We start from the raw sequence: 11,527 nt of genomic DNA, 5'->3' as shown, positions 1-11,527 counted from the left end.
CGTCGTCATGCCCCCTTTTCCCACCCTGCCCCGGGCAGAGGTCTGTCCGCCCTCAACTCCCCGCCGAGGTCGTCTCCATGCCCCGCACAAACCCCGCGCCCCCGTCGTCCCCCGCACCCCGGACCGCACCCCGGACCGCGCCCCAGCCCGCGCTGCTCGCCCGTGACCTCGTCCGCAGCCTCGGCGGCCGACGCGTCCTCGACGGCGTCTCCCTGACCGCGCCGCCCGGCCGCCGCATCGGTCTGATCGGCGAGAACGGCGTCGGCAAGTCCACCCTGCTGCGCCTCCTCGCCGGTGCCGACCAACCGGACGCCGGAAGCGTCTCGCGCCCGGCCGACCTCGGCTTCCTGCACCAGGAGACACCCTTCGACGCGCACACCACCGTCACCACCGTCCTCGACGAGGCCCTGCGCGAGGCGCGCGAGGACCTCGCGGAGCTCGAACGGCTCGGCGCGGACCTCGCCCGCCTCCCCGAGGACGACCCCGGCCACGGAGAAGTCCTCGCCGCCTACGGCCAGCGCCTCGAACAGGCCCAGGACCGCGAGTCCTGGGACGCCGACCGCCGCGCGGCCCTGGTCCTGGACGGCCTCGGCCTGGGCGGGCTCGGACACCAGCGGACGCTCGGGTCGCTGTCCGGCGGACAGCGTGGCCGCCTCACCCTGGCCGCCCTGCTCGTCCGGCGGCCCTCGGCCCTGCTGCTCGACGAGCCGACCAACCACCTCGACGACGACGCCGCCGCCTTCCTGGAGGAACAGCTCCGCGCACTGCCCGGAGCCGTGGTGACCGCCAGCCACGACCGGGCGTTCCTCGACGCCGTCTGCACCGACCTGATCGACCTCGACCCGGCGGTGTCGGGTCCCGTCCGCTTTGGCGGGACCTACAGCGCGTACGTACGCGAGAAGCGCGCCGAGCGGCAGCGCTGGGAACGGCGCTACGCCGAGGAACAGCAGGAGTTGGAGGAGCTGCGGCACGCGGCGGGTGTGAGCGCCCACCGCCTCGCGCCGGACCGGGGTCGGCGCGACCACGAGAAGATGGGCTACGGTCACCGGGCCGGGCGGGTGCAGAGCCAGATCTCCCGCCGGGTGCGCAACGCCGCGCGGCACCTCGACGAACTGGAGCGCGCCCAGGTCGCCGAGCCGCCGCCCCCGCTGCGGTTCGCGGGCGGGGCGCTGGCCGCCGCGGCGGCGGACGACTCCCGGCCCCTGATCGCGCTGCGGAAGGTGCGGGTGCCGGGCCGACTGGCGCTGGACGCCCTGGAGGTGTCCCCGACCGACCGGCTGCTGGTCACCGGCGGCAACGGGGCGGGCAAGTCGACGCTGCTGGCCGTGCTCGCCGGGTCCCTCGCCGCCGCCGAGGGCGAGGTGCGCAGGCGGCGGAACCTGTCGGTGGGGCTGCTCGCCCAGGACACCGTGTTCGACCGGCCCGACCGCACGGCCCGTACCGTCTACGAGCTGTCGCTGGGGCTGGCGCGGGCCGAGAAGGTGCCGCTCAGTTCGCTCGGCCTGCTGCACGAGCGCGACCTGGACACCCCCGTCGGCCGACTGTCCGTCGGGCAGCGGCGGCGGCTCGCCCTCGCCCTGCTGGTGGCCCGCCCGCCCCAGCTCCTCCTCCTGGACGAGCCCACCAACCACCTCTCCCCGCGCCTGTGCGACGAACTGGAGGACGCCCTCGCCAGCGGCCCGGGCGCCATCGTCCTCGCCAGTCACGACCGCTGGCTGCGGCGACGCTGGGAGGGCCGGACGATCCACCTGGAGAGGAGCGGCGGACGCTAAGCGGACGGTGAGCGGGTGGTGAGCGGGCTGTCCGGCACGATGACGATTCTTGCGCGCACGGACAGTCACCTGCCAGGATGGTGATGTGAATCTCGACCATGTTTTCGTATGCGGACACCCGGCCCTCGACTTCGCGGCCACGCTCCGTGCACGGCGCTCGACGCGGTTCGAGATGTTCGTGACGCCGGAGCGGCTCAACGCCTGGTACCTGGAGTCCGGGCTCGTCGACACGATCACGCCCGGCGACGACGAGGACGTCCGGGCGGCGATCACCGTCCGTGAGGCCCTCTACCGGCTGATCACCAACCGGCGCCTCGGCGAGGAGTTCGACCGCGAAGCGCTCGCCGTGCTCAACGGCGCGGCCCGCGAGGCGCCGGTGACGCCCCAGCTGTCCCTGACCGGGCGGCACAACGAGGCGACCCCCGCGCAGGCGCTCGCCACCGTCGCCCGCCAGGCCGTCGAGCTGCTCAGCGGCCCGGACGTCCCGCTCCTGAAGGAGTGCGGCAACCCGGAGTGCACCCGGGTCTACGTCGACCGCTCCCGCGGCATGCGCCGCCAGTGGTGCGGCATGGAGTCCTGCGGCAACAAGATCAAGGCCGCGGCCTACCGCGCGCGCAAGAAGACCACGCCGGCCGTGACCGTGTGACACCTCATGACCGTGTGACACCTTCGGATGACACCTCCGGCGCGGTCGCGGGGCATACGTGTGACCGCCGCCGACGCCGCCCCCTCGGCGTGGGTACGATGCGCAGCATCGTCCATATCGAGGGAGTGAACGGTTGTGAGCAGCCGATCCGCCGCCGAACTCCGAACGCGGTACGTGGAACAGGTCGCGTCGGACCTGGCGGAGAACCGCAGGCGCCAGGAAGAGCTGGCCAAGAAGATCGAGCTGTTGCAGCGGGAGGAGACCCTCCTCAAGGACATCCTCGCCCTCGCCGAGCGGTACGAGGGCTTCGCGGACGCCACGCGCCTGCCGGAGCAGGCGCAGGACGAGCCCGCGACCACCGGCACCAAGGCTCCCGGGGCCCCCGGAGCCCCCGCGCGGCGCCCGGCCCCGGCCCGGACGGCCCGCCCCAAGTCCCAGGCGAAGCGGCAGACGCCCCGTCAGCCGCTGCTCGGCGACCTGCTCCTGGAGCTGCTGTCCGGCCATGACGAGCCCCGCTCGGCGAAGGAGCTGCGGGACGAACTCCTGGAGAAGCACCCCGGCCGCACCCCGACCCCGCAGGTGGTGCGCAACACCCTCGAAGCCCTGGTCGCCAAGAGCCGCGTCGAGCGCCACAAGCAGCAGCGGTCGGTCCTGTACACCCCGGTGGCGGCGGGCGACACCGACTGACCCGTGCTAGCGTTCGCTATTTGCGCTGTCGCCGTGTCGGTGCTCCGCCCGGTGTTCGTCGCCGGTCATCATGGCCGGTGACCGCGTCCCCGCCGCGCCCTCCTCGGTTCGGTCCCTTGGTTCGGTCCCTTCGGAGGAAGGCCTCCTGTGAATGAGTCAGCACGTTCCGACGCCCGGCAGCAGGACGACGCGCCCGAGGCGGCGCGCACCGCTTCGCAGCCGCCCGCGGTGACGTCCTTCGCGGATCTGGGGCTGCCCGGCGCCGTCCTGCGGGTGCTCGACGAGCACGGTGTGACGGTGCCCTTCCCCATCCAGGCGGCGACGCTGCCGAACGCGCTCGCGGGACGGGACATCCTGGGGCGGGGCCGTACGGGGTCCGGCAAGACGCTCGCCTTCGGCCTGGCGATGCTCGCTCGGACGGCCGGGCGGCGGGCGCAGCCCAAGGAGCCGTTGGCGCTCGTCCTGGTTCCCACCAGGGAGCTGGCGCAACAGGTCGGTGCGGCGCTCGCTCCGTACGCCGATGCGCTGCGGCTGCGGCTCACGACGGTGGTGGGCGGGGTGTCCATCGGGCGGCAGGCCGCCGCGCTGCGGGACGGCGCCGAGATCGTCGTCGCCACGCCCGGTCGGCTGCACGACCTCGTCGCGCGCAACGGCTGCCGCCTCAGGCGGGTGCGCGTCGCGGTCCTGGACGAGGCGGACCAGATGTGTGACCTGGGGTTCCTGCCGCAGGTCACGGAGATCCTGGACCAGGTGCGTGCCGACGGGCAGCGGATGCTGTTCTCCGCCACCCTCGACCGTGACGTCGACCAATTGGTGCGGTCCTATCTGCGCGATCCCGCCGTCCACTCCGTGGACCCCTCCTCCAGCGCGGTCTCCTCGATCGAGCACCACGTGTTCGTCGTGCACGGTCCGGACCGGTACGCGGTGACCACGGAGATCGCAGCCCGGGACGGCCGCGTCCTGCTGTTCCTGGACACCAAGCACGGGGTCGACCAGCTCACACGGCACCTGCGGGCCAGCGGCGTGGCCGCCGCCGCCCTGCACAGCGGGAAGGCGCAGCCGCAGCGCACCCGCACCCTGGCCCAGTTCAAGGACGGGGCGGTCACCGCCCTCGTGGCGACGAACGTCGCCGCGCGCGGCCTGCACGTGGACGACCTGGACCTCGTGGTCAACGTCGACCCGGCCACCGACCCGAAGGACTATCTGCACCGCGCGGGCCGCACGGCGCGGGCAGGCCGCTCCGGCACCGTCGTGACGCTCGTCCTCTCGGGACAGCGCCGCGAGGCGAGCCAGGTCCTGGCGGACGCCGACGTCGTACCCAAGGTCACCAAGGTGCGGTCCGGCGAGGCGGAACTCAGCCGGATCACCGGCGCCAAGGCCCCCTCCGGGAAGCCCCTCGACGGCGGGCCGACCGGAGAGCGCCCCAAGAACCACAACGTTCCGTTCCGTGGCCTGGGCAGCACCAAGGACACCGCGAAGGGCGGCTCCGGTGGCCGCTCGTCCCGCAAGAGCGGTGAGGCCCGCAAGCTCGCCGAGGCCCGCAAGGCGGCGCGGGTGCGGCGCGGCGGCTGACCGGGGCCGGGGCTCTCCGGAGCGGCTGACGCCGTGTCCGCCCGCCCCACCGGATGGCACGCGGCACCGGGGACCGGCCGGGGCGTCGGACAGCGGTTCGCACAGGAGGCCCGTTCCTCAGGCGTGTTCGAGGTTGTCATCTCTCCTTGAGGATTTCGGGACGTTCCGGCGCCCCGAAATCACGGAACCACGGAATCACAGAATCTCGGAATCTCGGAATCACCATCAGGCCAGAACTGCCGAACCCCCTCAGAGAATCCCCACTGTTCGGCCGTCGCCTACCTGCGGAAAAGACGGCTTTCCAGTGGCCGTGGCAGCGGATACACCCGCTCCGCGGGGAGGAGTCGCTGCGCCTTGGCCGCGTTCCCGTTCTGCACCAGCGTCGCCGCCTTGCGGACCTGGGGGGTGAGGTCGGTGAGGCCGACGATCCAGTCGTCGGTGAACGTGCTGATCAGCTTGCGGCCGATGCCGACCTGGATGCTGTAGTGATTCAGCGCCGCTCCGCGCAACGAGCGTTCCGGATCCCACTGGACGTGCACGGTCGCCTGGGCCACCTCCGCGGGATCCGAGGTCGTGAGCACGGCCTGGGACAGAGCCTCCTCCCAGCCCTGCCGGGATATCCGCACGGCCAGAACGCGCTCCTGACCGGATTTGCGAGCCCAATTGCTGCGGTGCATCAACCACAGGAAGGAAGGCTTGATCCAGGTCATCCTGCGAAAGGAGAACGGTGCGACGAAACGACCCGCTCGCAGCGCCGCGTCCGCAATGGCGGGCGCGTATGCCTGGTAGACCACGATCGTGTCAGCGTCGTAATCCGCACGGATCTGATATTGAGGTGCCAAAGGTGCCATGGGCGGCACCCTGCCACCCGCTTCTGACCCGTCGCGAACCATTTTCCTGCCCCCCCAAGAACGCTGACGCAGCGGTTTCTTCGGTGCGCGGGGAGCCAACTGCTCGCTCGCCCCTGCTCGGCGCCCGCCCAGCCCAAGAAGCGCGGCGGTCTTCGACGGGCGCCCCGGCCGTTCCCACGACGGCGCGCAAGGGCGACCCTTCCGCATGGCCCCCAGGCCCTCAACCTCAGGCTCTGAAGTCGTGGCACTCACGCGGAACGGATTCCCTCAGCAACGTCTCTCACTAGCCGTACGGCTTACCCCCTTGAGAGGAGTTGTTCCGCATGGTGCGTCGCTTTCGTGTCCTGCTGGTGACCGCCCTGGCGCTGGTCGCGGGCTCGGTGATGTCGTCGCCTCCGGCCTTCGCCGTCATCGGCGGGTCGAAGAGCACGTACGGACCGTGGGCGGTTCGCATGTTCGTGGACGGCAAACCGGCGTGCACCGGGACCGCGGTCTCCCGTCAGTGGATCCTGACCGCCTCGCACTGCTTCTACGAGCAGGCCGAGCCGGTCGCCGACAGGCGGATCTCCTTCCGTGTCGGCAACCTCGACGTGCGCAGGGGCACCACGGTCCGCCCCATCCCCCGCAAGCGCGTGGGCAGCGCGCACGCCGACATGATGCTCGTCAAGGTCGACCCGATGAACGTCCGTACGGCACGCCTGTCCAAGGTCGGCGTCAAGCGCGGCCAGACCGTACGGCAGTACGGCTGGGGCGCCACCTGCACCACTGACGAAAGCGCCTGCCAGTCCCGCTACCTCAAGCAGTCCGATCTGAAGGTCGTCCGCGCGGACGACCCCCGGTGCGCGGGCCACACCGCGCCCGGCGGCCCCGACTTCTGCATGAAGAAGGTGACCGGGATTCCCGCCGGAGGCGACTCCGGAGGCCCGGTGATGACCATCGGCCCGCGCGGCACCGAAACCCTCATCGGCGTCTTCAACGGCTCCGACCGCGAGAAGAGCGCCCAGGCCGGGGAGGTGTCCCAGCAGCTCGACTGGATCCGCTCGGTCATCCGCCGCTAGCCGCAGCGCGGGCCGAGCCCAGAAGCCCGAGCCCAAGAGCCCGAGCTCAAGAGCCCGAGCCTCAAAGGCCGGGCCAGAAAATCACGGCAACGCCCTCGCTCACCGTGCGAGGATTCGAGCATGGAGACGACCGATGTCACGCGTGCGGTCGCGGCTGCGACGTCCGTCGCCGCGTCGCTCGACCTGCTGGCCCACGACGCGGTCGTCCTCCACAACTCGAACAAGCTGGCACTGCGGCTTGTGCCCTGCGACGTCTTCGCCCGGGTCGCCCCGGTGGGCCAGGAAGTCGCGCAGTTCGAAGTCGACCTCGCTCAGCAGCTCACCGACGCCGGATGCCCGGTGTGTCCCGTGGAGCCCCGGGCGGACCCGCGGGTGTACAGGCGCGACGGCTTCGCCGTGACCCTGTGGACCTACTACGAGCCCATGGCGTCGCCCCTCTCACCGGTCGAGTACGCCAAGGCGCTGGCGCGGCTGCACGTCGGCATGCGCACGGTCGACGTGCCAGGCCCGAGGTTCACCGACCGGATCACGGAGGCGGAGGGCGTCGTCGCCGACCCGGTGCGCTCGCCGGACCTCGCGGATACGGACCGCGCGTTCCTCGGCGGCAGGCTGGCGAGCCTGCGACGGGCGATCGACGACCGCGGCGCCGTGGAGCAGCTGCTCCACGGCGAGCCGCATCCGGGCAATGTGCTCAGCACGAGCGGCGGCCCGTTGTTCATCGACCTGGAGACATGCTGCCGCGGCCCCGTCGAGTTCGACCTCGCCCATGTGCCCGAGGCGGTCTGCGCGCACTACCCGGGCGTGGACCAGGGGCTGCTGGACGAGTGCCGACAGCTCGTCCTCGCGATGGTCGCCGCGTGGCGCTGGGAGCGCGGCGACCAGTTTCCCAACGGAAGGCGCTTCGGAGAGGAATTCCTGCGCGTGCTGCGCGAGGGTCCTCCGTGGCCGACGCTCGATGCGGTGACCAGGCGCCTGAACGGCCTCTAGAGCCGGGCATCCCTCATCCCGCGCCCTCAGCGCGCTCCTCCGCTCCCGCGACCGCCGCCTCCCCAACAGCCCCCGAAGACAGCGGGATCGGCGTGAACATCGCCGGTTCCTGATCCGGTGTCAGGGCCGTCGGGCCGTACAGCCAGTCGGTGAAGGAGTAGTCGTGGATGTCGCGGGCGCGCAGCAGCGCGTTGCGTCGTTCGCGGGCCACACCGTCGAGGTGCCACAGCTCGCCCCACTGGCGGGACGTGGTCAGTACGCGTCGGCAGTGCTCCGGGCGGACGGCTTCGTAGGCGGCGAACACCGCACTCCAGTCGACCGCGGCGCCCGCACCGTCCGTGGCGCCCGCCGTGCGGTTACGAGCGATGTGCTCGCCCAGCACCCAGCCGTCCTCGATGGCCATGATCGCGCCCTGCGCGATGTACTGCAGCGGCGGGTGCGCGGCGTCACCGAGCAGCGCGATCCTGCCGTGCACCCACGTCATGAGGGGGTCGCGGTCGAACATCCGCCACCACTTGTCGCGCCACATGAACGGCAGGCCGTCGCGCACGACGTCACAGGTACCGGCGAAGGCGGCGTCGAGTTCGTCGGGGGTACCCCAGTCGTCCCGGCCAGCCAGGGCCTTGGGTGACTCGAAGACGGCGACCTGGTTGAGCAGTTCGCCGCCGCGCAGCCCGTAGTGGACGAAGTGGCAGCGCGGGCCGACGTACACCACCACCTCGCTGAGGTCGACGGACCGCACCCGCGCCTGCTCGGCGGGCACGGTGCCGCGGTAGGCGACGTACGCCGAGGAGACGGGCTGGTCGTCGACGAACAGCTCGCGGGCGGCGGAGTGCAGGCCGTCGGCGGCGATCACGGCCCCGGCCTGATGGGTCTCACCGGTGGCGAGGGTCACGCGGGCGCCGTCCGCGGTGTTGTCGTACGACGTCACGTGCGCGTCGTTGATCAGCTCGACACCGGCGCGTTCGCAGGCGCCCAACAGCAGGCCGTGCAGGTCGCTGCGGTGGATGACCAAGTAGGGGTAGCCGTAGCGCTGTTCGAGGTCGCGCAGGTCGAGCCGGGTCAGCTCGTCGCCGTCGACGGCGTCGCGCATGACCATGGCGTCGGGGACGACGCCGAGGGACGTGGCCTCGCCCAGGAGGCCGTAGTCATCGAGGACGCGGGTGCAGTTGGGGGCGAGCTGGATGCCCGCGCCGACCTCGCCGAAGGCGGGGGCCCGCTCCAGGAGGCGGACGGCGAGGCCCTGGCGGGTCAGCGAGAACGCCGCGCCGAGGCCACCGATGCCGCCGCCGACGACGATCACATCAGGGTGGGACATGAGGCGCTCCTCTCAGAGCCACGGGTCGAGTGCGGGGGCGTCGGCGAGCGCGTGGGGGCGCCCGGCGAGCCAGGCGGCGACCTCCGGCAGCGGGCCTTCGGGAAGCCCGGCCAGTCCGCGCTTCGCCCTGATCTCGGCCACAAGCGCGGTCAGGAACCCCTTGGGCAGGTCAGCGAAGGTGACGGCACCGGTGCCGAGGTCGGCGGCGTGCACGCACACCTCGCGGGCCCGCATCCACGGCAGTTCGGTGGCGGGCACGGTACGGCCCTGCGCGGTGACGACCTCGTGCTGCCACTGCTCGTCGGTCAACCGGTCGAGTCCTGCCGCCAGCCGGTGTGCGGAGTCCGTCAGCCAGGTCCGCAGCGCGTCGCCCGACAGGGTGGGGCCCTTGGCGATGCCTGCGGCGCGTTCCTCGGCGGAGGCGTACATCGGTTTCTCCTCGCCGGTGGCAGCCCAGTGCACCAGGTTGCCGAGCGCGTCGGCGTTGGCGGCGACGTGGGCCACGAGGTGCCGACGCGTCCAGTGCGGGAGCGTGCTGGGGGCCGAGAAGGCGCTGTCGTCGAGGCCCGCGACGGCGTCGAGCATCAGCTCGGTGCCGGTGCGGGCCCAGGCGCGCGCGTCGGCCAGGGTCCGGGTGGGGGCGCTCATGCCTGAACCACCTTGTTGACGCAGGCGCCCAGGCCGGTGATCTCGGTGACCACGGTCTGGCCGGGGCGCAGGAACACCTTGGGGTCGCGGGCGTTGCCGACACCGGCCGGGGTGCCGGTGGCGATGATGTCGCCGGGGCGCAGGGTGATGACCGTGGAGACGTACCGCACCAGGAACACCGGGTCGAACAGGAGCGTGCCGGTGTCGTCCTGCTGCATGACCTCGCCGTCGACGGTCGTCCTGACCCTCAGCGCGGGGCGCACCCCGCCGACCTCGTCGGGGGTGACGACGTAGGGGCCGACGGGGGTGGTGGCCTCCCAGATCTTGCCCTGGGTCCACTCGACGGTGCGGAACTGCCAGTCGCGCACCGAGATGTCGTTCATGACGGTGAAGCCCGCGATGGCGTCGGCGGCCCGCTGTTCGTCGGCGCGGCGCACCCGTCGGCCGATGACGACGGCCAGTTCGACCTCCCAGTCCAGCGCGTCGGTCTCGGCCGGTTTGACGAGGTCGTCGTACGCGCCGAGGAGGGTGTCAGCGAACTTGGGGAAGAGGGTCGGATGGCTGGGCAGGTCCCGGCCCATCTCCTTGATGTGGTTGGTGTAGTTGTGGCCGACGCAGACGACCTTGGAGGGGTTCGGTACGACCGGTGCGAAGTCGGCGCCGTCGACGGGGTAGGTGGTGCCGGACGCGGCGGCGGCCTTGTCCTGCCAGCCGTCCTGGGCGAACAGCTCGCCCAGGTCGGCGCAGTCGAGGTCGACGAGGGTGTCGCCGTCGAGGCGGACGGCCCGGGTGCCGTGGGCGGTGCGGAGGGTGGCGAGCTTCATGGTCAGGTGTCCTTCTGGGTGCGGTCGAGCTTGAGCGCCTCAAAGACGGGCGCGTCGCAGAAGCGGAACAGGTCGAGGGCGCCGGAGTCGGAGTCGTCGGCACCGGCCTCGGAGCGGGCGGAGAACGGCTCCCACGACGGCACGACGAACAGGTCCCCGCGGTGGACGGTCCAGGACGTGGCACCGACGGTGACGGTGCCGGAGCCGTCGAAGACCTGGTAGACCGACGAACCGGTCTGGCGCACCGGCGCGGTCTCGGCGCCCCGGGCGAGGCGGTGGAACTCGGCGCGGATCGTCGGCAGCACGTCGGAGCCGTCGTGCGGGTTGGTGTAGCGCACGGCGGCGTGCCCCGGCTCGACGGTGCCGCCGAAGCCGGACCGCTCCAGCAGCAGTTGGTCGCGCAGGGCGGCGTCGGTGTGCTCCCACTTGTACGACAGCAGGGGGCTGCCCGGCGTCGTGGGGACGGCCGACAGCGGGCGAAGCCCGGGGTGGCCCCACAGCAGTTCGGAGCACGACCGCCCGGGAGTGGTCCGCTCGGCCCCGCTGATCTCGTCGCGCCCGAACTCGAAGAACTGCGCCCGGTGGCGTACTGCAAGGGGATGTCCAGGCCGTCGATCCAGGCCATGGGCTCGGCGGTGGCGTTGTGGTGGGCGTGCCAGTTCCAGCCCGCCTGCGGCAGGAAGTCACCGCGGTTCATGGGGACGGGGTCGCCGCCGACGACCGTCCACACGCCCGAGCCCTCGACGACGAACCGGAAGGCGTGCTGGGTGTGGCGGTGCTCGGGGGCGTCCTCGCCGGGCATGAGGTACTGGATGGCGGCCCACAGCGTCGGCGTGGCGAAGGGCCGCCCGCCGAGGGAGGGGTTGGCCAGCGCGATGGCGCGGCGCTCGCCGCCGCGGCCCACGGGGACCAGGTGCCCGGCCTTCGCGGCCAGGTCCCGCAGCCGCTCCCAGCGCCATAGGTGCGGCACGGCGCGCGAGCGCGGGTGGGTCGGCATCAGGTCGCCGATCTCGGTCCACAGCGGGACGAGCAGCTCGTTCTCGAAGCCCCGGTACAGCTCCACGAGCGCCGGGGTGACCTCGGGCTGCCCCTCCGCGGCCACGGCGTGCAGCCGCACCGGGGAGCCCGCGGCGATGTCTGGGGTGAGGGAGGACTCAGTCACGG

10 protein-coding genes and 1 pseudogene are annotated in these 11,527 nt (G+C 72.2%); 6 read left to right on the top strand and 5 right to left on the bottom strand.

Annotated features, from left to right (window positions below; genetic code table 11):
* Nucleotides 1–77 precede the first annotated feature (77 nt).
* The 4 genes from ACOBQU_RS38340 to ACOBQU_RS38325 all read left to right on the top strand — a co-directional run bounded on the left by ACOBQU_RS38340 (nucleotide 78) and on the right by ACOBQU_RS38325 (nucleotide 4,677).
* Nucleotides 78–1,772, top strand: a complete 1,695-nt coding sequence (locus ACOBQU_RS38340) for an ABC-F family ATP-binding cassette domain-containing protein (protein WP_423633995.1) — start codon at nucleotides 78–80, stop codon at nucleotides 1,770–1,772.
* Nucleotides 1,773–1,857: 85 nt separating this feature from the next.
* Nucleotides 1,858–2,418 carry a CGNR zinc finger domain-containing protein gene (locus tag ACOBQU_RS38335; RefSeq protein WP_423633993.1) on the top strand — a complete coding sequence of 187 codons (561 nt, stop codon included), beginning with the start codon at nucleotides 1,858–1,860 and terminating at the stop codon, nucleotides 2,416–2,418.
* Nucleotides 2,419–2,553: 135 nt separating this feature from the next.
* Nucleotides 2,554–3,105, top strand: a complete 552-nt coding sequence (locus ACOBQU_RS38330; protein ID WP_423633991.1) for a hypothetical protein — start codon at nucleotides 2,554–2,556, stop codon at nucleotides 3,103–3,105.
* A gap of 147 nt (nucleotides 3,106–3,252) precedes the next feature.
* The gene (locus ACOBQU_RS38325; RefSeq protein ID WP_423633989.1) at nucleotides 3,253–4,677 is read left to right on the top strand and encodes a DEAD/DEAH box helicase; all 1,425 of its coding nucleotides are present in this window, start codon (nucleotides 3,253–3,255) and stop codon (nucleotides 4,675–4,677) included.
* Between the two features lie 278 nt (nucleotides 4,678–4,955).
* On the opposite strand, the gene ACOBQU_RS38320 is transcribed toward ACOBQU_RS38325, so the two are convergent.
* Nucleotides 4,956–5,528 (bottom strand): DUF4291 domain-containing protein, encoded by a 573-nt coding sequence (locus tag ACOBQU_RS38320; RefSeq protein WP_423633987.1) that lies wholly within the window; start codon nucleotides 5,526–5,528, stop codon nucleotides 4,956–4,958.
* A gap of 323 nt (nucleotides 5,529–5,851) precedes the next feature.
* Between ACOBQU_RS38320 and ACOBQU_RS38315 the strand changes: the two genes are divergently transcribed.
* Together ACOBQU_RS38315 and ACOBQU_RS38310 are read left to right on the top strand one after the other, a co-directional pair.
* Nucleotides 5,852–6,586 carry a S1 family peptidase gene (locus ACOBQU_RS38315; RefSeq protein ID WP_423633986.1) on the top strand — a complete coding sequence of 245 codons (735 nt, stop codon included), beginning with the start codon at nucleotides 5,852–5,854 and terminating at the stop codon, nucleotides 6,584–6,586.
* A gap of 120 nt (nucleotides 6,587–6,706) precedes the next feature.
* Complete coding sequence (locus tag ACOBQU_RS38310) at nucleotides 6,707–7,573, top strand: phosphotransferase enzyme family protein (RefSeq protein WP_423633984.1); 867 nt, start codon at nucleotides 6,707–6,709, stop codon at nucleotides 7,571–7,573.
* 13 nt (nucleotides 7,574–7,586) lie between these two features.
* On the opposite strand, the gene ACOBQU_RS38305 is transcribed toward ACOBQU_RS38310, so the two are convergent.
* The 4 genes and pseudogenes from ACOBQU_RS38305 to ACOBQU_RS38290 form a co-directional block, all read right to left on the bottom strand.
* Nucleotides 7,587–8,891, bottom strand: coding sequence for an FAD-dependent oxidoreductase (locus tag ACOBQU_RS38305; RefSeq protein ID WP_423633982.1), 1,305 nt, complete (start codon nucleotides 8,889–8,891; stop codon nucleotides 7,587–7,589).
* A gap of 12 nt (nucleotides 8,892–8,903) precedes the next feature.
* Nucleotides 8,904–9,539, bottom strand: coding sequence for a maleylpyruvate isomerase family mycothiol-dependent enzyme (locus tag ACOBQU_RS38300; protein WP_423633980.1), 636 nt, complete (start codon nucleotides 9,537–9,539; stop codon nucleotides 8,904–8,906).
* Nucleotides 9,536–10,363, bottom strand: coding sequence for a fumarylacetoacetate hydrolase family protein (locus tag ACOBQU_RS38295; RefSeq protein WP_423633978.1), 828 nt, complete (start codon nucleotides 10,361–10,363; stop codon nucleotides 9,536–9,538). Before ACOBQU_RS38295 ends, ACOBQU_RS38300 begins: the two co-directional genes overlap by 4 nt.
* Before the next feature lie 2 nt (nucleotides 10,364–10,365).
* Nucleotides 10,366–11,525: pseudogene (locus ACOBQU_RS38290) on the bottom strand (cupin domain-containing protein).
* Nucleotides 11,526–11,527 lie beyond the last annotated feature (2 nt).

The sequence above is a fragment of the Streptomyces sp. G45 genome (assembly GCF_049542095.1).
Taxonomy (GTDB): Bacteria; Actinomycetota; Actinomycetes; order Streptomycetales; family Streptomycetaceae; genus Streptomyces.
This window is presented reverse-complemented; position numbering and strand designations above follow the sequence as displayed.

What these genes read in the sequence shown, in the direction of transcription:
- ACOBQU_RS38340 (WP_423633995.1), top strand. Translation starts at nt 78, where the DNA reads ATGCCCCGCACAAACCCCGCGCCCCCGTCGTCCCCCGCACCCCGGACC.
- ACOBQU_RS38320 (WP_423633987.1), bottom strand. Translation starts at nt 5,528, where the DNA reads ATGGCACCTTTGGCACCTCAATATCAGATCCGTGCGGATTACGACGCT.
- ACOBQU_RS38315 (WP_423633986.1), top strand. Translation starts at nt 5,852, where the DNA reads ATGGTGCGTCGCTTTCGTGTCCTGCTGGTGACCGCCCTGGCGCTGGTC.
- ACOBQU_RS38310 (WP_423633984.1), top strand. Translation starts at nt 6,707, where the DNA reads ATGGAGACGACCGATGTCACGCGTGCGGTCGCGGCTGCGACGTCCGTC.
- ACOBQU_RS38305 (WP_423633982.1), bottom strand. Translation starts at nt 8,891, where the DNA reads ATGTCCCACCCTGATGTGATCGTCGTCGGCGGCGGCATCGGTGGCCTC.
- ACOBQU_RS38300 (WP_423633980.1), bottom strand. Translation starts at nt 9,539, where the DNA reads ATGAGCGCCCCCACCCGGACCCTGGCCGACGCGCGCGCCTGGGCCCGC.
- ACOBQU_RS38295 (WP_423633978.1), bottom strand. Translation starts at nt 10,363, where the DNA reads ATGAAGCTCGCCACCCTCCGCACCGCCCACGGCACCCGGGCCGTCCGC.